Source organism: Amycolatopsis lexingtonensis, from assembly GCF_014873755.1.
GTDB lineage: Bacteria > Actinomycetota > Actinomycetes > Mycobacteriales > Pseudonocardiaceae > Amycolatopsis > Amycolatopsis lexingtonensis.
Window position 1 is genome coordinate 3640886 of record NZ_JADBEG010000001.1, and the last position, 18669, is coordinate 3659554.

Annotated in this window: 21 protein-coding genes; 3 read left to right on the plus strand and 18 right to left on the minus strand. The window is 69.9% G+C overall.

Annotated features, from left to right (window positions below; all coding sequences use genetic code 11):
* Positions 1-61: 61 nt before the first annotated feature.
* The 3 genes from H4696_RS16550 to H4696_RS50115 all read right to left on the minus strand — a co-directional run bounded on the left by H4696_RS16550 (position 62) and on the right by H4696_RS50115 (position 6106).
* Positions 62-700 carry a hypothetical protein gene (locus H4696_RS16550; protein ID WP_143264895.1) on the minus strand — a complete coding sequence of 213 codons (639 nt, stop codon included), beginning with the start codon at positions 698-700 and terminating at the stop codon, positions 62-64.
* 383 nt (positions 701-1083) lie between these two features.
* The gene (locus H4696_RS16555) at positions 1084-2262 is read right to left on the minus strand and encodes a serine hydrolase domain-containing protein (RefSeq protein WP_086855735.1); all 1179 of its coding nucleotides are present in this window, start codon (positions 2260-2262) and stop codon (positions 1084-1086) included.
* Positions 2263-2728: 466 nt separating this feature from the next.
* Positions 2729-6106: a CHAT domain-containing protein gene (locus H4696_RS50115; RefSeq protein ID WP_249026796.1), complete on the minus strand. Its 3378-nt coding sequence runs from the start codon at positions 6104-6106 to the stop codon at positions 2729-2731.
* Positions 6107-6409: 303 nt separating this feature from the next.
* Between H4696_RS50115 and H4696_RS16565 the strand changes: the two genes are divergently transcribed.
* Complete coding sequence (locus H4696_RS16565) at positions 6410-6685, plus strand: hypothetical protein (protein ID WP_086855734.1); 276 nt, start codon at positions 6410-6412, stop codon at positions 6683-6685.
* 33 nt (positions 6686-6718) lie between these two features.
* Complete coding sequence (locus tag H4696_RS16570) at positions 6719-7375, plus strand: hypothetical protein (RefSeq protein WP_192782343.1); 657 nt, start codon at positions 6719-6721, stop codon at positions 7373-7375.
* On the opposite strand, the gene H4696_RS16575 is transcribed toward H4696_RS16570, so the two are convergent.
* From H4696_RS16575 to H4696_RS16645, 15 genes are all read right to left on the minus strand, one after another.
* Positions 7296-8756 carry an NF041680 family putative transposase gene (locus H4696_RS16575; protein ID WP_338064941.1) on the minus strand — a complete coding sequence of 487 codons (1461 nt, stop codon included), beginning with the start codon at positions 8754-8756 and terminating at the stop codon, positions 7296-7298. The genes H4696_RS16570 and H4696_RS16575 overlap by 80 nt on opposite strands.
* 347 nt (positions 8757-9103) lie before the next feature.
* Complete coding sequence (locus tag H4696_RS16580; protein ID WP_086865299.1) at positions 9104-9289, minus strand: hypothetical protein; 186 nt, start codon at positions 9287-9289, stop codon at positions 9104-9106.
* 3 nt (positions 9290-9292) lie between these two features.
* Complete coding sequence (locus tag H4696_RS16585) at positions 9293-9532, minus strand: hypothetical protein (RefSeq protein WP_143265476.1); 240 nt, start codon at positions 9530-9532, stop codon at positions 9293-9295.
* Positions 9533-9658: 126 nt separating this feature from the next.
* Positions 9659-10150: a CHAD domain-containing protein gene (locus H4696_RS51545; protein ID WP_086865300.1), complete on the minus strand. Its 492-nt coding sequence runs from the start codon at positions 10148-10150 to the stop codon at positions 9659-9661.
* Positions 10095-10901, minus strand: a complete 807-nt coding sequence (locus H4696_RS16595; RefSeq protein WP_143265477.1) for a hypothetical protein — start codon at positions 10899-10901, stop codon at positions 10095-10097. The genes H4696_RS51545 and H4696_RS16595 overlap by 56 nt, the downstream gene beginning before the upstream one ends.
* A gap of 102 nt (positions 10902-11003) precedes the next feature.
* The gene (locus H4696_RS16600; protein ID WP_086865310.1) at positions 11004-11795 is read right to left on the minus strand and encodes an FHA domain-containing protein; all 792 of its coding nucleotides are present in this window, start codon (positions 11793-11795) and stop codon (positions 11004-11006) included.
* Positions 11792-12940 (minus strand): right-handed parallel beta-helix repeat-containing protein, encoded by a 1149-nt coding sequence (locus H4696_RS16605; RefSeq protein WP_086865303.1) that lies wholly within the window; start codon positions 12938-12940, stop codon positions 11792-11794. Before H4696_RS16605 ends, H4696_RS16600 begins: the two co-directional genes overlap by 4 nt.
* A gap of 125 nt (positions 12941-13065) precedes the next feature.
* Positions 13066-14868, minus strand: coding sequence for a serine/threonine-protein kinase (locus H4696_RS16610; protein ID WP_158104446.1), 1803 nt, complete (start codon positions 14866-14868; stop codon positions 13066-13068).
* A 43-nt stretch (positions 14869-14911) separates the two neighbouring features.
* Entirely contained in the window at positions 14912-15505 is a 594-nt protein-coding gene (locus H4696_RS16615) for a PH domain-containing protein (RefSeq protein ID WP_169735224.1), read from the minus strand.
* A 4-nt stretch (positions 15506-15509) separates the two neighbouring features.
* Entirely contained in the window at positions 15510-15797 is a 288-nt protein-coding gene (locus H4696_RS16620; protein WP_169735222.1) for a hypothetical protein, read from the minus strand.
* Entirely contained in the window at positions 15749-16042 is a 294-nt protein-coding gene (locus tag H4696_RS51045) for a protein kinase domain-containing protein (protein WP_276328964.1), read from the minus strand. Before H4696_RS51045 ends, H4696_RS16620 begins: the two co-directional genes overlap by 49 nt.
* The gene (locus H4696_RS51050; RefSeq protein WP_169735223.1) at positions 15955-16164 is read right to left on the minus strand and encodes a hypothetical protein; all 210 of its coding nucleotides are present in this window, start codon (positions 16162-16164) and stop codon (positions 15955-15957) included. Before H4696_RS51050 ends, H4696_RS51045 begins: the two co-directional genes overlap by 88 nt.
* Positions 16165-16312: 148 nt before the next feature.
* Positions 16313-16699 (minus strand): DUF805 domain-containing protein, encoded by a 387-nt coding sequence (locus H4696_RS16635; RefSeq protein WP_086865307.1) that lies wholly within the window; start codon positions 16697-16699, stop codon positions 16313-16315.
* Positions 16700-16739: 40 nt separating this feature from the next.
* On the minus strand, positions 16740-17726 hold the full coding sequence (locus H4696_RS16640) for a hypothetical protein (RefSeq protein WP_086865308.1): 987 nt from the start codon (positions 17724-17726) through the stop codon (positions 16740-16742).
* On the minus strand, positions 17723-18226 hold the full coding sequence (locus tag H4696_RS16645) for a hypothetical protein (RefSeq protein WP_086865309.1): 504 nt from the start codon (positions 18224-18226) through the stop codon (positions 17723-17725). Before H4696_RS16645 ends, H4696_RS16640 begins: the two co-directional genes overlap by 4 nt.
* Before the next feature lie 278 nt (positions 18227-18504).
* Here H4696_RS16645 and H4696_RS16650 point away from each other — a divergent pair, with 278 nt between their 5' ends.
* Complete coding sequence (locus H4696_RS16650) at positions 18505-18669, plus strand: hypothetical protein (RefSeq protein ID WP_158104284.1); 165 nt, start codon at positions 18505-18507, stop codon at positions 18667-18669.

Consider the following 18669-nt stretch of genomic DNA (forward strand, 5'->3'; position numbering starts at 1 on the left):
TTCGGCCCCGCGCAAGTGTCGTGTCCGGGCCCGCACGCCCGGAGGCACCACCGGTGTCCGGTCAGCGTGCGTAGGTCTCACCCCAGATGCACAATTCGCGCAGCACGGGCCCGAGCGCCTCGCCGGCTTCGGTGAGCTGGAGATCGTCAGCCTGCTGGACCCGAACGGTGTTCCAGCCGTGGTGTTCACCGCCTCCCCCGTACTGCAGTGGCTCGGTAATACCGTCGGGCGTCCTGTCGGCGAGGACGACGCGCGGGATGGCCTGGCGTGCCTGCACCGGTTGAGCCTGATCACCTGTAAGCCGGATTCCGTGCCCCGGGCGGTGCGGGCCCATGCTTTGGTGCAGCGCGCCACCCGCGACAGCTTGTCCCGGGCTCGGCTGGCGGTCCTCGCGCACGCGGTAGCCGACGCTTTGGTCTTGGTGTGGCCGGCCGTCGAGAGGGATACTTTCCTGGGTCAGGTATTGCGGGCCAGTACCGATGCGCTGTCCGCGGCCAGCGACGCGTGCCTGTGGGAGCCGGCCGCGCACCCGCTGTTGTTCCGCGCCGGAACCAGCCTCGGACAGGTAGGTTCGGCCGCCCAAGCGATGCGCTACTATCAGAGGCTGCATGCCACTGCGGTTCGTCGCCTGGGTTGTGACCATCCCGACGCCCTGGCTGCCCGTCACGGCCTCGCTCGATGGCGTGGCGAGGCGGTACACCAGCTGAATGAACCTTGGTTGCGACCGCAATTACCGCAGCGGCGCAAACGTACTTTCGTGCCGTCGAGCGAGCCGCTGGGACGCACGCACGTGCCGATGGACGGACGTTGGCGGAGCGCGATTGATCTCGAGGTGCTAGCTCGGCGGTCGCTGAGTTCGCGGGCCGGGCTGCGGGTGACCAGGCTAGGGGGCAGCCGTGCTGGGGACTCACAAGACCCGGCTGCGCGGCCGCCGGATAGCCGACTGGTCCCGGATACGATGCGAGTCCGCATCGCCGCCCGCCTCGACGAACTCGTGGAAACCGGCCGCCGGGGTGGCTGCCCGGCGTCATCGGCCCTGTGGCGGAAGCCCAGCGCTCGGCGTGTCACGAAGGCCTCGCGTCGTCAGCGGATCGCCGCCTGGATACCGGCGGCGCTCGCCCGGGCGCCAGGGACGTTCGGCGTGCAGAACTCCGCCACCATCGCCAGGAGCCGCCCCGAGGCCGCGTCCTGCGAAGCTGTCACGTCCGGGCTGGACCCGACCGTGATCCCGCGAGTGCCGGTCTCGTCGCTCATGCTCCACGTGTTGTACCCGGGCACGTCCCCGGCGTGCCCCCAGACCTCGGGAGCGCCCGGACCGCAGGGCCCCACCAGGGAGATCCGCATCAGCCCCAGCCCATAACCGATCCGCCCCTCCGTGTCCGGCCACGGAACCGTGGTCTTCATCTGCGCGAGCAGGCCGGCCGGCAGCAGCTCGCCGCCGAGCAGTGCGTGGAAGAAACGGTTCAGGTCGGTCCCGCTCGAAATGATGTCCCCGGCGCCGAAGTAGCGGCTGAGGTTGTAGGCGGTGACGTCGGTGAGCCCGTGCGGGGCCGGGTAGAGCTGCTCGTAGCCGTGCATGGCCGGGTTCGGCACGAGCGGGAAGTCCCTCGGCAGGAAGGTGTCGGCCAGGTGCAGCGGACCGGTGATCCAGTCGGCCAGCACCTGCTCGAACCGACGACCGGTGAGCTTTTCCACCAGCAGGGCCAGCACGTTGTAGCCGGTGTTGGAGTACGACCAGCCCGTGCCCGGCGGGAACAGCAGCGGCTGCACGGTGCTGTCGTGGATCGCCTCGACCTCATCGAAGTGCACGAAGCGTTCGGTGTCCAGTTCCGGCAGGGTCGTCCAGGTGTACTGCGGGGCGAGGTCCCGGGGCAGGCCGCTGGTGTGTTGCAGCAGCTGGCGGACGGTGATCGGCTCCGGGTAGGGCAGCAGGCCGGGCAGGTACTCCGAGATCGGCGCGTCCAACCGCAGTCGGCCCTTCGCGGCGAGCTTCAGCACGAGGGTCGCCGTAAACGTCTTGGACACGCTGCCGATGCGGAACCGCCCGCCGATGTCCGGCTTCGCCCCGGTGATGATGTCACCGGATCCGGCCCGCCCCCGCCAGTGGCCGGCCGGATCCGCCGCGATCGCGATGATTCCCACGTTTCCGGCCTGCACGGCCGCGTCCAGTGCGGTCTGACGTGGATCGGTTCCCGCGGCGGCGGTACCGGTTCCGGCGAGCAGAAGCACGGCGCAAGCAGCGGCTACGATCGATCGGCGCATGGTTCCCCCCGGAGTTGTGCGGTCGCGAGACCGTAGCGCAGTCCGGCCGATGCCGTAAGGGATTCCGTCCTGTTGATTCGTCTTTTCCTTGCGCAGTATGAGGTTCTCACACAGTCGCGACCGTCCATTGCGTGCGGGGTTGGTCGAGATCGAGTTCGCGTTTCGTGGACGCGATCGCAGGTATGCCGCATTGCTCGACCAGCGCGTCACATCGTCCTGTGCCGTCAGCTCCTACCGCAGCTCGAACGTTCTCAACTGCCGATTTGCGAGCGTTCGCGCCTTGTGCCTATACCGTGCAGGGTGAGCATTGGCGCACGACCCTCGTGATTCTCGCTCTGACTGCAGTCAGAGCGGCTCCGAAAGGAGCTGGTCGACCTTGAGCCATCCGGCTGCCGGCTGAGGGCAAGCGATAGGCGAACTGCTCTTCGGCGCTGTCTCGCCTGCTCTGTAGACGTTGCGGCGCCGGTCAGCTGGAGCCTACGCACACGAACGGTCGCCGGTACGGGTCCTGCGCAGTGACCAGGGCAAGTGCGCTCGCCGGGCGGCTTCCCGCGGCGACCCGCCGGTGAAACTCGGTCATGGCTTGCGTCGCGGCGTTCCTGCCGACCCTTGTCACCGCGGCCACGACCGTGCTGACACCGGACGCCAGCAATGCGCCGGCGAAGCCCAGCGGCTCGTCGCCCGGCCTGACGTGGGTCAATGCGAGTTCGCTCGCCGCCAAGACTACCTGCGCCGGCGGCACGCCGAGCCGAAGCACGTCATGAGCGAACAGAGGGCCGTCCGCCAGTTCGAGTCGTGAGAACAAGGCATTTTCTGGCTCATGCTGGCCCTGGACCGCCAGATGAGCCATTCCCGCCCCATCCAGGCACTCCAGCACCGCCGCGACGGTTGCGTCTCGCCCGCTCAACGACACCGCGTGCGGATAGAGCCTGAGCAGGCCTTCGAACTCACTCCCGTCGGTCTCGACACCGGGCCCACGGATCAGGACCGTCTCACCCACGCGGTCGCGCTTCGGCGGAAGCTCCGCTGCCAGCCACGCCGTCGCGGAAGGAGTGACCACGTAGGGACGGCTCTGCAATGACGGTAGGGAGCCCCACGAGACCGAATGCAGCGGCCCGCTGGGAACGATCACCAGTTCGCGATCGGATAGCAGCTTCGCCAGCGGTGCCAGCAGCAGGTCGTCCAAACAGCCAGCTCGCCTGCGCGCCGATGCGATCACCACCTCGGCGATCGGCTGCGGTAAGTCGTCCGGCGCGTACGCGTCGATGTCCGCGTAAAGCTCCCACGCAAGTTCCTCCGCGCGACGACGGCTGCCGATCTGCACGACGTGGGCGTTCCGCCCGACGATCACCACCGCGAGCTGGGTCTCGCCGATCGCGAGGAAGTTGACGAAGGCGCGGTCGCCGAGCTGGTCCGTGAGCTGAAAGAAGCTGGCCCGTCGTCGGGAACCACCTCGCGTGTTGGCCTGCCGGCCGAGGCGGGAGATCTCGTGCTGCAGGGTGTTGTGGCGGGAGACCAGTTCGGCGGCGGGCTCACCGCGTAGCTGGGCCAGCTGGAGCGACCGCGTCAGCTGGCGGAACGCGTCGACGCGTTCAGCGAGCGCCGGGTCGTCGATCGGTGACTCGTACCGGTAGGCCGTCGCACGAGCGAGTTCGACCCACGCGAAAAGCCGTTGCGGGTCCTGATCAGCCGGCCGGTCGCTGAGCATCATCTGGATCCCCAGCTGTCCCAGTTCGCGGGCGTGCATCGCGGTGCCGCCGGCCAAGTCCGGACCGGCAGGACGGTCGTTGCGGTGATCCAGCTCGATGAGCCCGTTGCGCACACACGACAGGGCACGGCGCCGGTTGCCCATCGCAACCGCGATCTCTGCGCGGCAGAGCCAGCGAAGGACCTGGTGGTCGGTCGGCGTCATGTAACGCGGCTTGGGCACTCTGTCCATCTCCGCTTCGGCCTCTCCCACCCGACCCAGCCTGAGGAGCACCCGAACGGCCAGCAGACGCGCCGCCGCCGACTCGTCGACCAGCCTCAAGTTGTGGAGGCGGTCGGCCAGCCGCACCGCACATTCGGCCAGCCACCCGGTGACCGCTCCGTTAGCCAGTCCGAACTTGACGTCCGCCCGCAACCGGGTCAACGCCGCGACCGCAGACCACCCGATGTCACCGTTGGTCGAGAACCTCCGTTCGGCAGCGTGCGCGAACTCATGGGCGACACGGCCGTTCCCGTCGAGCAACGCCGCCACAGCGCGGAGCAACTCAGCCTCCGCAAGATCCGCGTCGTCGACCGCGTGCTCGGCCGCCGCGATCACTTCATCCAAGCTGTTGGCCGCCTCGTTCGACAGTCCGGCCAGCAGCAGAGCTTCGGCCTGGTCCAGCCAGATCCGTCGCAGGTAGCTGGGCTCCGACGACGCCAGTGCCCGGCTCGCCCGCTCGAAGTGCTGCAACGCGCCGGGTACGTCGCCGACGTGGCGCGCGAACAGCCCCAGATTGTGCTCAGCGGCAACTCGGCAAAGCGCGGTGACCGGGCTTTGCTGGTCTCCGGACTCCTTCTCGCGGAAGCGCCTCGCGATCGCCACGACGTTCTGGCGCTCGGCCGCCAGCCAGGCGATGGCCTGCTCGTCATTCTTCAGCTTCAGCGTGGGGCTGGCCGGTCCGGGTATCACCGGCCGGTTGCGACCGTGCTGAGGGTTGAGCAGGTCGAGCGCCCGACACGACATGTAGGTGTGATAAACGAAGAGGCGATCGAGCGCGTGTTCTCGCTCATCGCGATGCGACCCTTCCCCGCCCAGTTCCGCGGAGTAGGCCCGCAGGAGGTCATGGAGGAAGAATCTGCCGTTCGCGGCCTGCCGGACGAGGTTGACGCGCATCAAGCTGTGCAGCGCATCGCCTGCCTCAGCGCGGGTGATGTCTCCGGTCAGGGCCGCGAGCCCATAGTCGTCGATGGCGCAGCCGGAAGGCGGCACACTCATCAGCCGGAACGCTCGAGCTTGCAGCGGACTCAGTTGCTGGTACGACCACGAGAACACCGAACGCACGGCAATGCGCGCGTGACCGTGCGAGCCGAGAAGAGCCAGCTTCCGCCGCTCGTCGGCGAGCTCGCCAGCGAGATCACGCAGTTTGGTCTGGGGCCTCTCCAGGGCCAGCTCGGCCACGATGCGGAGCGCGATCGGCAAACAGGCGCACTGCTCGACCAGCTCGTCCGCTGCGGCAGGCTCGTCGTCCACGCGTGTCGTGAGCCGCCGTCTCAGGAGATCTACCGCATCTTCGTGCGAGAGCAGGTCGACGGTTACCCGGGACGCCCCCTGGGTGACTGAAAGGCCTGGGAGGGCGTCGCGGCTTGTCACGACGACGAAGCAGCTGACCGTGCCCGGCAGCAAGGGCTCGATTTGATCGACCGTGCGAGCGTTGTCCAAGATGACCAGGATGCGCCGATCGGCCACCATCGACCGGTACATGCTGGCCCTGCGGTCGAGCCCAGCCGGCATCGTCGCCTCGGCGATACCGAGCGCGCGCAGGAGATCGGCGAGCACGTCTTCGGGGGCGGCGGGATCTTCGGTGTCGTACCCGCGCAGGTTGACGTAGAGCTGCCCATCGGGGAATCTCCCACTCACCCGATGGCCCCAGTGCACGGCCAAGGCGGTCTTTCCCACTCCCGCCGTGCCGGAGAGTGACGAGATCACGACCGACGTCGTGGTTCTGGAGCCGTCGAGCAACCGGTCAAGCTCGTCGAGCTGCTCGGTCCGGCCGGTGAACCCGGAGATATCGGGCGGGAGCTCTCGCGGAACCGGCAACTGTGGTCCACGAAGGGTCGCCGACTCGAAGGGCGGTGCGCCGTCGTGCTCCGCCACCCAGCCTCCTGATCACCCTCTCGCTGACGTACCCGATACGGTAGCGCCTCGCCAGCTGTCGGGCAGGAACACGTGACGATGACGTCGGGTTGATCGCCCGTCGACCGACGCGACGGCGGCCGGTGCCCAGGTCAAGCAGCGAAGCCTGCGGCTCGTAGATGACGAGCAGGCCCGGTAACGAACTGCTCCGCCCACGGCGGTTTCACTAGCTCTCGACAAGCTATTTTGTCCCGCTTTTGTCAAGTACCGACGCCTCGCTCTACGCGAGCTGCACAACGTTGACCCGCCATTCGCGGCTTTATCATGGTCCTGGCGGCGACCTTGACACGGGAAGCCGACGCAATCGAGCGAAATGACCAGGTGGCGGAGAACTCGGCTTCGGGCAGATTCACGGGTCCGGTGGTCCAAGCCGCCACCGTGCACGGCGGCGTGCACATCGGTAACGCCGAACCAGTGCGCAGTTACTACCTAACGCGGGTCGAGTCGTTCGCACCTCGAAGCCTGATCGGCCGCGACGACGAACTTGCCGAACTGGCCCGGTTCTGTACCTCGCCCGACACCGCAGGCGCCTACGCCTGATGGCGCGCTGACGCTTGGTCGAGCAAGTCGGCGTTGCTGAGCACATTCGTCCTCGAACCGCCGCCCGGGGTCCGGGTCGTCGCCTTCTTCATCACCGGCAGCCAGCCCGACCAGAGCGACCGTCGAGCGTTCGTCGACAACCTACTCGAGCAGCTCTGCGCACTCCGCGGAATCCCCCTTCCGCAAGTCACCGATTCGACCAGGGAGACCCGCATGCTGGGGCTTCTGACCGAAGTGGCGCAGGACTGCGTTCGGCGTGGTGAACAGCTCGCGCTGGTCGTGGACGGCCTGGATGAGGATCGCGGACTCGACGGCACTCCCGACGCACACAGCATCGCCGCCCTGCTCCCGATGAGACCGCCAGCAGGGATGCGCGTGATCGTCTCCGGACGAGACAGCCCACCCCTTCCCGACGGCGTGCCTGACGACCACCCACTGCGCGACCCGGCGGTCATCCGCCGGCTCGCCCCGTCCGAAAAGGCTCGCGACGTGCGCGATGCAAAAGAGCGCGATCTCAAACGGCTCCTCCACGGTTCATCCATCGAGCAGGACCTGCTCGGGCTGCTCACGGCGGCCTCCGGCGGACTCACAACGCCCGCTAGCTTGAGTTTTAACCTGTTTGGCGGGGTCGTGGGTTGCTGGACTTGGTTTTCTTGCCGTGTTTGGGTTTTTGCTTGTTCGTGCCGGTGACGGTGTGGACGTCGTGGCGTGTGGCGGGCTGCTGGTTGGGCAGTCCCGCGGGTCGTCCGGGGCCGGGCCGGGAAGGTTTCGGGACACGGGCGGGACAGGCCAGTTGTGGACGCAGGTTGCGAAACCCCCGTCGGATCCGTGCCGGGCTGAGTCGCTGGGCGGGGCGGGGTTTCTCCCAGGGGCGGCGCAGATCCTCGGTGAGGTCGCGGGCGAGGCGGAGCTGGGTGTAGGCGATCAGAAGAAGCCAGGTCCAGCGGTCGGCGGCGTCGGCTGAGCGCAGTTTCGGGGTGGTCCAGCCGAGGGTTTGCTTGAGCATGCGGAAGGTGTGCTCGATGTCGAACCGGCGCAGGAAAGCCTGCCAGGCCAGATCGACCTCGGCGACCTCGAGGCCGGTGCGGGAATGCCAGAGCCACACGGGTTTCGGGATCGCGCCGGAAGGCAGCCGCTGGACCTGCAGAAGGATGACGGTGCCGTCGAGGATGGGCAGGTCTCCGGTGTGGCCGGTCCAGGCGGTGCGGGAGGTGAGCTTGGGGTGCAGCCGGTCCCAGGCCCGGATCAGTGCTGGGCCGTAGAGCCGGGTCGTGGTCTCGATGGTGATATCCGGCTCGCCCCAGGTGGCCGGGTCGCCGAAGGCGAACTCGGCGCCGTGGCGGGCGGGGCGGCCGGGGCTGGGGCCGGGCCGCAACGGCGGCGCGGGACGGCGCAGCACCCGGTCCGACCGCATCCGCACCAGCACGACGACCGGGAGATCGGCCAGCACGTGCGCGAGCCGGGGTCCGTCGTAGCCGGCGTCGGCCACGAGCAGGATTTCCGGATCCCCTGGTGACCAGTGTCCGGCGGTGATCAGCCGGTCCACGACGTCGCGGATCTGGCGGGCGGTCACGCTCGCGGTGTCGTCTCCGGGCGCGAGCCGGACCGCGTCCAGCGGCGCGGTCCACGAGTGCCGCCCGCTCTCCAGAGCGACGACGATCGAGTAGGGCCAGCCCGGCACCATGATGTGCTGGTCCTTGCCCCGGCCATAGGTGTGACACAGGATCCGTTGCGGGCTCGTGTGTGCTTCCGGGCGCAGCCAGCAGGTGACGTCCACCGCCAGTACCAGCCGCCCGTCCGCGGCACGAGGCAGCGACACCGTGGTCAGGGCGGTGCGTAACCGGTGGAAGTCGACCCGGCCCTGGGCCAGCGCGGCATAACCGCTGCCATGCCCGCGGCGATGCTCACCGGTCAGTGACAACTCCGCGACCGAGCGGACCGGGCCGTCCACGCACAACACCGCGTCGGTCAGCTCGAACAACGCGTCCGCCCGCCGGGGCAGACAACGGTAGAACTCCTGCCGCAACGCCGACAGCTCCCCGGCCGCATCGACGTCCCCAGCATGGTGCACACTGATCAACTGAAGCCCTTGGTTCGATCTTCCATCTGTCGCAAGAGGAATGATCGAACAAGGGCTTCACTCATGATCAACCAGGGTCTCACCCAGCCACGCAAACGTTAAAACTCAAGCTAGGGGGCCCGTGCCTCCATGCCGCAGGCACTCTGGCCCGGTTGCGAGAGGCGAAAGCCTGCTTGTTCGGCCCACGTTTCCCGGTCCCGGACAGCTCCCTCCGGGTCGCCGAGTTTCCTGACGCCAGCAGAGTCCGCCGCCACGCTCTCCGTGATCGTCGAGGAGATCGACGAGTACCAGAAACCATCGCGATCAGTCCCGGCCCAGACCACGACAGTCCATCTCCGTCACTGCAGCGCGGCCCGGGATCGGTCGCGGTCGCGCAGATAGGCGCTGAGCCGGATCCGCAGCCCGCGCACATCCGGCAACGGGACGCTGAAGCTGTAGACCGGCCGATAGCCGGCCGTGTTCTCCCAGCTGGAGCAGGGACCGCTCACGTACACGAACCCGTCTTCGGTATCCGGCCGGGGCACCGACTAGACCTGCTCACTGCCCCGGCCAGCCCGGGTTCCTTTCGACTGGCGTTCTCGCCAACAGCGGCGGGTCTTCATCACCTCGCCCAGCGCGGCGACGAAGCCGGAGATGTCCTGTTCCGGCAGCCCGGGGCCGCGTCCCGGCCAGACGTCAAGGTGCGCGGTCCAGCGTCGCATCGCCTTCGTCGCCGGGACAACCAGCATGGTCAACTCTGCTGCGATCACTGTCAGCAGCGAAGTCAAGCACACTGAAAGCACTGCCCCAACGGGTGATCAGACAGTGCGGACCCGTGTCACCGCTCCGGCGCGGCCTGCGAGCCGCCACGAGCGCAGCGGCTCGTCCCGCTCTCAGCAGCCCACCTTCCGTACCTAGGATCGTTGGCTTCGCAGCCGGTGGGTGAACTCGGAGCGGGTGGCCCGGGACCAGAGGTGGCCGAATTGGGCCTGGTTGGCGCGGGCGGCGGCGCGTTCGCGTTCGATGAGCCGGCCGCAGGTGGGCGTCACCGCCGGGTCGTCCGGGTGCCGTCCGGCGAGTTCGGCCCATTGCTGGGCGGCGATGACGGCGTCGTGGTGCTCGCCGAGGCCTTCCTGGACTTCGGCGATGGCGCCGGCCAGCCGGGTGGCCTCCCGGCCGATTACCGGGGCGACGGCTTCGGCCGCGTAGCGCGCGGACGTCGATGCCGGTTGAGTCTCAGCGCGAGTCGGCCGCTGCCGACCGCGAGGTCGTGGTCGACTTCGGTCGGTTCCGCGGCCGCCGGCGTGCACTATCTGATCAGCTCGTCCGATTGTGTGCGCGGCCCTGCGGTCACCACTCAATGCTCGCTCGGTCCCCGGCGCGGGCAAAGCGCAGGCTGACCGCATGGGAGTTGAGCAGCTGGCTCACGTGCTCGCAGGCGGCGTAGAAGCCTCCGCCGAATCCGCTGCCGGGAGTCGCAGACCGGCGCACGGCCGTGCTCAAAGTCGTCAGTTCGCTCCGGAGGAACGAACTGACCGATCGGTTCGTCACCACAAGATCACCGGGCGCCCGGAGTGCGCCGGTCAAGTCCGCGATCTCGGTCTGGACCTCACTAATGTGCGCTTGGGCGACGCTAAGGGACTCCTGGGCCACCGAGGTGGTCACCGATGCCAATCGCACGGCCGCTTTGGCGCTGTCCGCCGGCCGACCACCGCGCAGCCAGCTCGACAGCAATTCGGTGACGCCTGCTGCGGCTGTTTCGGGATCGGGCAGTTCAATATCGTGGTCATAGGGCCGCAGCAGATAATCCGGAACGCAAGCGGGGGGTAGCGGAGGAGATCCGAGTCGCTCGGACAGGTGATGCCGACGTGCCGCAAGCATTCCCGCGGCGTATCCTTGGCCGAATTCGCTACGGCCCAGCCGGGGCAGATTCATGATCTGCACGTCGACGGAATGCAGGGCGACCTGGCCGGTAAACCTCCGAAGCTGAGCAGCCACCGACAGCGCTTGCTCGTACACGGCGACCAGGCGCTGGGCTTCGACCCACTCAGGCTGATTGTTGAGAATCGCTTCGGCCAGCATCTGGTAATGTGATTGCCGCGAAGCTTGGATGTACGAATCTTCTGATAGCGCTTCGGTGAGCCGATCCAGCCACATTATTTCTCCTCAGGCGGTGTCCACGCCGGACCGAGGTCGCAGGGCGGGTGGTAAGTCCCGATCGGCCGTTTCGCCGGGCTGGTCGCGGAGCGTGGCGCGGCCTCATCCGGGGAGCAGCGGCGGATCGGGAAGCTCGAGCCATTCGAGGTCCATCGGCACCAGGGTCGTCGAAAGCACCAGCTCCCGCAGCAGGTTCACGGTCAGGGTCAGCCCCACCGGCTCCCCCACCTCCTCCCGCCGCAGCCCGTGCACCCCGGCGTCGGAAAGCCGTTGCCGGACCCGGGAAACGAGGTGCTCGACACGCTTGGCCGTCCAGTTCTCGCGAGGCCGCCGTTCGGCGAGCTCGGCGGCCGCCTGCTGACGGGACAGCGGCAGCGGGTGGGGGTCGTAGCCGAGGTAACGCTGCCCGAGCACCGCCAGCACAAGGTGCTCCTCCGGGGACAGCCGCCAGCGTTTCGGCGGTGCCGTCGGGTGCGTCGGGCGGCGCGTGGCGACACCGGCCTCGCCGTCGGAGACGAGCAGCTCCAGCACGTGCTCGCGGGTGCCGCGCAGGAACACCGCGGTGTAGCCGTCGGCCAGTGGCAGCGGTTCGCTGTCGCGGTGCAGCAGGACGTTATCGGACAGCCGGATCGGCGAGCGGCCGGTGTTGCTGAGCCACCAGCGGTCCCGCTCGCGCACGAGCAGCCCGTGGACCCGGCTGATCCGCACGTCTTCCTCGCCGACGCAGACGTCGACCTCCAGCCGGTTGCGCCCGAAGCTCACCCGGCTCCCCGGTGACGGGGGCACCGCGACGCCGCCGGAGACAGTGAGGGCGCTCAACATGCCCGGCACGGTGCCGGCGACGCCGTGCCGCAGGCTGCGCTGGTGGTGTGGGTCGAGCCGTCCGGTGGTCACGGCCACCTCCGTTCGTAAGCACCGATGTCGAAGCCCGCGCCGGCGGGCCGGGCGACACCGTCGAGATCGAACGCGGGCGCGCGCTCGGGACTGCCGGCGTCGACTGCGGCCGAACCCTTCGCGAGGTGGTAGTCACCGCGGACCGGATCGGCGAACCCCGGGTTCCCGGCGAAGTTGTGATCGGCCGCGAACGGCCCGGGGTCGACCGGTCCGTCCCCGAACACGTTGTTGCGCAGGGTGTTCACCCCGGTGAACCGGTCGGCGTCGATCAGCAGCGAACCACGGGCGTTGCCGTCGAAGGTGTTGTTGACGATCTCCAGGTTCCGTATGGTCCCGGTCGACTCGGCCCAGAGGCTAAGCCCGGCCTGCGCGTTGCCGGTGGACAGGTTGTCGAAGACCCGCACGTCCGACAGCAGCCGGGTTTCCGAGTAGTCCTCGACGGCGAGCCCGATACCGGCCTTGGTGGCCTCGCGGGTCCCGCCGACGACGTTGGCATAGACGTCCACAATGGACGAGGAGTCGACGTAGATGTCCGGGCCCCGGTTGCCGGTCACGACGTCGTGGTGGATCTTCACCCGGGCGGCATCGTCGTACTTGACGTCGATACCTTCTTCGCCGTTGTCGTGCACGCGGCACCCGGACACCTCGACGTCCGACGAGCCGGAGGCGATGCTCAGCGCTTCGTGGTCGGCCGAGGTGCCGCGGGCGTTGGCGCCGCGGATGTCACAGCCGGTGATCCGCACCCGCCGGGTGCCGACCAGCACGAGCCCGCCGTCGCGGGAGCCGTCGACGCCGAACCGGTCGAACACGAGGTCGTGCGCGCCGGCGGCGTACACGCCGAAGCGGGTCGAGCCGGACACGGTCACATCGGTGAACTCCAGCCAGCTGTGCCCGCCCACCGCCAGGCCGCCGGCGCCGGTCAGCACCGCGGTGCCGCCGGTCCCGGTGAACCGGATCGGACGGCCCGGGGCGCCGTCGCGGCGGACGGTCAGCCCGCCCGGGTACCTGCCGGCCTCGATCGCGATCGTGTCGCCCGGCCGGGCGAGGTCGGCCGCGGCCTGCACCGTGGCGTACTTCCCGTGCGGGCCGACGTGCCAGGTGCGCGGCACCGGTCCGGCAGCCCCCTCGGCTGCCGGACCGGCCATTGCCACCACCAGGAGCGCCCCACCGGCCAGTACCCGTATCGCCACTTCTCGTCCCGTCTGCTCCGGCCCGCGAACCCGGCCTCGGCTCCCTTTCTAGCCGGGGCCACCGGGGACCGGTCCCCGGTTCACGGCAGCCGCCGGACGAGGACCTCCGCCAGGGAGCGTGCGGTGGCGCACAGCGCGTTCCCGTCGGCCGCCGCGGTGTCCTCGACGGCGACCGTGGCGACCTCCTCCCGGTCCTGGGGCGTACCGCGCATCATCGGCGCGGCCGGGGTGTAGGAGCGGTGCACGACCTCGACGGAGCACTCCGGGTTCCCGCCGGGCACCGGCGCCACGACGGCGTTGCGGTTCCCGATGCGGATCCGGTCGCCCGGCACCTCCTCGTCCCTCTCGATCGGCCACTCCCGGCTGTACTCGACGGTGATCGTGCGCGGATCGTGCTCCCAGGTGCAGCCCCAGCCGCCGAACGCGCGGTCCGGTTTCTTGGCCCGGCCCAGCACGCCGGTTGTCGTAGCGTCGTCGAGCAGCCCGCAGGCGTCGACGTGCGCCAGCGACCACTCCGGGAGCTGGGCGCGCCGCGGCAGGGGCCCGTTGGCGAGCGTGGCCAGCACGCCGGACAGCACCGACTCCGAGTAGGAGCACACCGGCGCGTCCCGCGCGCGTTCGATCGCGCGTGAGGTGACGACGATTCGATTGGCATCGGCCAGCGAGATGGCGCGCTCGCAGGAGCCGTCGTGCATCTCGGGGTACTCGATTTCGCCCATCTTGCCGGGTACCGGCGGCCGGGGCGGGTACCGCAGCGGGCCGGTCAGGTCGAGCCGGGTCTGGACCTGACCGGCCTTGCCGGTCAGCGTGGTCGTGACAACGCAGGTGCCGAAGTTCGACACCTCCGGGTCCACGAACGGCTCTCCGAACCCGGTGAGCGAGTTGAGCGAGATCGCCGCGCACGGGTCCGTCCCGGCCGGGTCGGCGCCGAGGGTGTTCGCCCCGGCCGGGGCGCTGTGGGTGGGCGGCCCGGTTGGAGCGCTGCCGGTGGTGGTCCACAGCGGCCGGGCGAGGACGAACCCGGCCACCAGCGCGGCCACCGCAGCCACCGCGGCCCCGGCGAGCACCCGGCGGCGCAGGAGGCGGCGCGGCCGGGGCACGGGCGCGTCCGCCGTGAGCAGCGTGACCGCTTCGGCGGCGCCGGGCCGGTCGGCCGGGTGCCGGGCCATGAGCGCGGCGAGCACCGGCGCGAACCGCCCGGCGCGCTCGGCGGGCTCGGGGCGCCCGGCGGCCGCGCGGCGCATCTGCGCGAACGGGCCGTCCTCGCCCGATCCCCACGGCGAGCGGCCTTCGATCGCGGCGTAGAGGGTGGCCCCCAGGGAGAAGACGTCCGAGGCGGGTCCGGCTTCGGCGCCGTCGGCCACCTCCGGCGCGACGTACCCGAGCGTGCCGGTGAGCTGCGCGCCGCCGGTGCGGGTGACCTCGGTCCAGCGGGCGATGCCCAGGTCGGTGAGCTTGGCGACGTCGTCCGCGGTCACCAGGACGTTGCCGGGCTTGACGTCGCGGTGGACGATGCCGCGGGCGTGCATGTCCGCGAGCGCCGCGGCGAGCTGCGCGCCGATCCGCCGCACCCGGTCCTCGGGTAGCGGCCCGCCGTCGTCGACGAGCTCCTCGAGGCTCCGGGCGGCCAGGTACTCGGTGACCAGCCACTGGGCGTCCCCGTCGGTGACCGTGTCGAACACGGTGACGACGTTCGAGTGCAGCAGCCCGGCACCGATCCGCGCCTCACGGCGAATCTGCCCGGCGTCCTCGCCCAGCGCCCGCTTGAGCGTCACCTGCCTGCCGAGTTCGAGATCGACCGCCCGCCAGACGACGCCCATGCCACCCCGGCCGAGCTCCTCCTCCAACCGGTAGCGGTTGGCCACGACTCGCCCCTTGCCCACCCGGGGAGTGTACGAAATCCCGTGTCGATCCGCTGACACCGCGTCACTGCTGCGGTCGGCCGAACCAGTTATCACTCGGTTGGCCGTGCCCGCTCCGGAACACGAGCGGTCGCCGGCCGGTCGACGTTTCAATGCTCGCCACGAGTTCGCGTGCGGCATAGGTGAGGCTAGTGACGACGATCTTCTCGCCGTCCGCCAGGTGGATGAAGCACCGGAAGTCGCCGCCGGTCCACTGCGTGAATGCAGTACCCCTGACGATGGGTTGCGGTTCCACATCCACGATTTCGGTCCAGTCGTAGGTTCGTGTCCGGCCGGCACGCTCCACGCGAAGGCCGTTCTGATGAACTTCGTAGACCTCACCGCGGTGGCGTAGCGCCCAGACACCGAAGACCACCGCGGCGATCAGCATGCCGATCGCCGCGCCTGCGAGCACGCCGGACAGCGGCCCGAGATGATCCAATGGGTCCTCGCCGGCCGCGGCGTTCAGCAGCCACAGCACCCAGGTCGGCAGAGATAGGAGAACCCCCGTGATCAGGAGGGCAACCGCGAACCACCCCCGGCGGTGGGTCAGGGTGTGATGCATCCCCAGCAGCTCGCCGAGTTCCGTATCCGCTGTCACGAGCACCTCACTTTCCATCCTGTCACGACGACACCACACAGTGGCGGGATGCGCCGGGGACCGGTCCCCGGCGCATCCCGCACCACGACAGGAATCCACTCCAGGAAGAACCCGGCCACGAGCGCGGCCACCACCGCCACCGCGGCGCCGGCGAGCAGCCGCCTGCGCAGGCGACGTCGGGGCCGCCGCGGCACCGCGCGTCCTCGGTGAGCAGCGTGATCGCGTCGGCCGCGCCGGACCGGTCGGCGTGGTGGCAGGCCATCACCGCGGCGAGCACCGGCACGAACCACCCCGCGCGTTCGGCCGGCAAGGGGCGTCCGCCGCGTAGAGGGTGACCCCAGGGAGAAGGCGGGCGTGGCTTCGCCGCCGTCGGCCACTTCGCGCGCGACGTACCCGAGGGTTCCGGTGAGCTGGGCGCCGCCGGAGGGCGATGCCCAGGTCGGTCAGCTTGGCGACGTCGTCCGCGTTCACCAGGACGTTGCCCGGCTTGACATCACGGTGGACGATGCCGCGGGCGTGCATGGCCGCGATCGCCCCGGCGAGCTGCGCGCTGATCCCGCGGACGGGCGGTTCTCGGGCAGCGGCCCGCCGTCGTCGACGAGCTCCTCCAGGCTCCGCGCGGCCAGGTACTCCGTGACCAGCCACCGGGCGTCGCCGTCGACGACCGTGTCGGACACGGTGACGACGTTCGCGTGCAGCAGCCCGGCACCGATCCGCGCCTCACGGCGGATCCGCCCGGCGTCCTCATCCAGCGAGCGCTTCGGCCAGCCAATACCGGCCGGCCACGACGCGCCCCTCGCTCACGCGGGCAATCTACGAAACTCCTCATCCCGGTGGCGGGCCGTACCGGTTCTCCCCCGGCGTGCCCCGTTCGCTCCAGAAGACGGTCAGGACGATCCAGCCGATGCAGGAGATGACGCCGACGCACCACCAGCCGGACCGCCCGGTGTCGTGCAGCCGCCGGATCCCGACGCTGACGAACGGCACCAGCCACGGCAGGTAGAGGATCGTGCCGACGGTGTAGAGCCACTCCTCGTCGACGACGTTCTCGACGCCACCGAGGATCAGCACCAGCGGCACGTAGGCCATGAAGAAGTACCAGAACTCCGGCCGAGAGGCCCGCCCGCGGGGCCGGAAGCTCAGGCGCACCGCGCGGGCCAACGCGGCTCCGAAGCCGATTCCGCGGAACCCGGTAACGCTTTCGAACTGCATTGGCCGAGCTTGGGGCGTCGCGCCGGGGACCGGTCCCCGGTCAGCGCGGCACCCCGCCGACGAACGGGCTCAGGTGCGTGCCGAGGTTCTCGCTCTCGGGGAGGTCGTAGTCCTTGCGTCGCTTGGTATCCGCTTCGGAGGCCGGGACGAGGAGACGCTCCCCGCAGCCGGAGCGGGCCTTCCCGGCTTCGATCGGGAACGAGCCGACCAGCCGGCCGGTATGCGCTTCGACGACGTCGACCCGGTACTGACCCCGGTAGTCCACGGTGGTGTAGCCGTCTTCGTAGTCGCAGTGCCCGGCCTCCCTGCCACCGGTGATGACGACGCAGCCGACCAGCTGCACCGCGGCCGGGTCGCCCTTCGGGGCCGAGGAGTACCGCTCGGTTCCTTCGGCGAAGACGACGACCGGGTGGGGCGCGGCCCCTTCGTAGGCGGCGGTGCTGCCGAACGCGCGGCCGCCGTCGCAGAGCCGGGCCAGCTGGTCGGTCTTCGCCGGCGCGTCACCGACCAGGTAGTTCCGCGCGACCGGCACCGCGGTGAACCAGACGGCGGCCGCGCCAAACAGGGTCAGTGCGGCCAGGCTGGTGATCCTCCTCGCCGTCCAAGCACCCACCGGGGCCCGCCGCAGCCGCGAAGTCGCGAGGTCGCCGGCACCGCACATGGTGTCTTCATTGAGCTGCGGGGTCTCCGCCCAAGTCGCGGTCCAGCCGGAATCGCGTTGCCAGACGACCACCCCGCCTTCCGCGACGGCGATCCAGTGTCGCCCGCCGTGCACCGGGCCGAAGTGCGTCACGAGGACGGCCAGCCCGACCAGCGCGCTCCAGGCCAGCAGCGGCCACTGCCAGATCGTCGACTGCTCGTAGCGGAGGATGATCGTCACGATCACGGCGACGACGGCGCCGATCCCGGCCAGGACCCACAGCCCGATGGCCACGCCGCTGTGGCTCCGGTGGATCCGGACGACCTCCCCCAGCCCGGCGGCGCGGGCGGCGTCGCGGATGGCCTGCCGTCGCCGCCCCGGGCTCACTGCGGTGCCCCCGCCTCCACGTGTGCCACCAGCCCGCGGGCGTCCGCGGTCAGCCCGGTGACCACGAACTTGCCGCCATCGGTCAGGTGGACGACGCAGCGGAAGTCGCCGCCGGTCAGCCGGGTGAGCGCGGTGTCCTTGGTCTGCCCGTGGACGACGCGGGCGATCTCCGGCCACGGCACCACCCGCGTCCGCCCGCTGCCGGTCAGCCGCAGGGCGTGGTCGTGGACCTCGAAGGCCTCCCCGCGGTGCCGGACGGCCCAGGCGCCGAACACGACCGTGCCCCCGAAGCAGCCGATCGCCAGGCTGATCATCGCCGCCGGTACGACGAACGGATCCGCGGCCAAGCGCACTTTCCCGTTGACGGTATCGGCGATGCCCCAGAGCACGACGCCGGGCAGGCCGAGTGCCACGCCGGCGGCGAAGAGGATCACCGCCGCCCAGCCGCGCGGGCGGACGTTCGTGCGGTGGGTTCGCACCGCCGGGCCGAGTTCCGTCACCGTTGTCCCCTCGCGCGGTCCGCGTTGTCTCGCGCCATGATTCCCGGAGTGCTCGGGGACCGGTCCCCGCAGGCCGGGTCGGCCGGCCGCCACCGCAGCGGCCCGGCCGATGACGCGGCCTCCCGCCCCCCCCCGTCACGACCAGCGCCACCGCCGCGCTGCCCGTCTTGACCACCTCGAACGGCATCACACAAACCAACGCGCCGACAGTCGCCGCGGTTTCGCGCAGCAGCATGCCTTTCGCCTGCATGCCGTTCGAGCCCAGTAGCGCCAGGACAGTGCACGCGTTGCACATCGGCCCCAACGCCGGACTCGGCCGCTCCCGAGACTTGCCGCTCGCGGTGTCATACCAGTCCCACGACGAGGACATCCTCGAAAACCAGCTACTGGCCGCAGCCGTCGAGAAACTGGCCAAGGTCCCGACGCACAGCACCAGGACTTAG

Coding starts and splice junctions, on each gene's coding strand:
- H4696_RS16555 (WP_086855735.1), bottom strand. CDS start 2,262: ATGCGCCGATCGATCGTAGCCGCTGCTTGCGCCGTGCTTCTGCTCGCC.
- H4696_RS16565 (WP_086855734.1), top strand. CDS start 6,410: ATGGTCCTGGCGGCGACCTTGACACGGGAAGCCGACGCAATCGAGCGA.
- H4696_RS51545 (WP_086865300.1), bottom strand. CDS start 10,150: ATGCGGTCAGCCTGCGCTTTGCCCGCGCCGGGGACCGAGCGAGCATTG.
- H4696_RS16595 (WP_143265477.1), bottom strand. CDS start 10,901: ATGTGGCTGGATCGGCTCACCGAAGCGCTATCAGAAGATTCGTACATC.
- H4696_RS16605 (WP_086865303.1), bottom strand. CDS start 12,940: ATGGCCGGTCCGGCAGCCGAGGGGGCTGCCGGACCGGTGCCGCGCACC.
- H4696_RS16615 (WP_169735224.1), bottom strand. CDS start 15,505: ATGGAAAGTGAGGTGCTCGTGACAGCGGATACGGAACTCGGCGAGCTG.
- H4696_RS16635 (WP_086865307.1), bottom strand. CDS start 16,699: ATGCAGTTCGAAAGCGTTACCGGGTTCCGCGGAATCGGCTTCGGAGCC.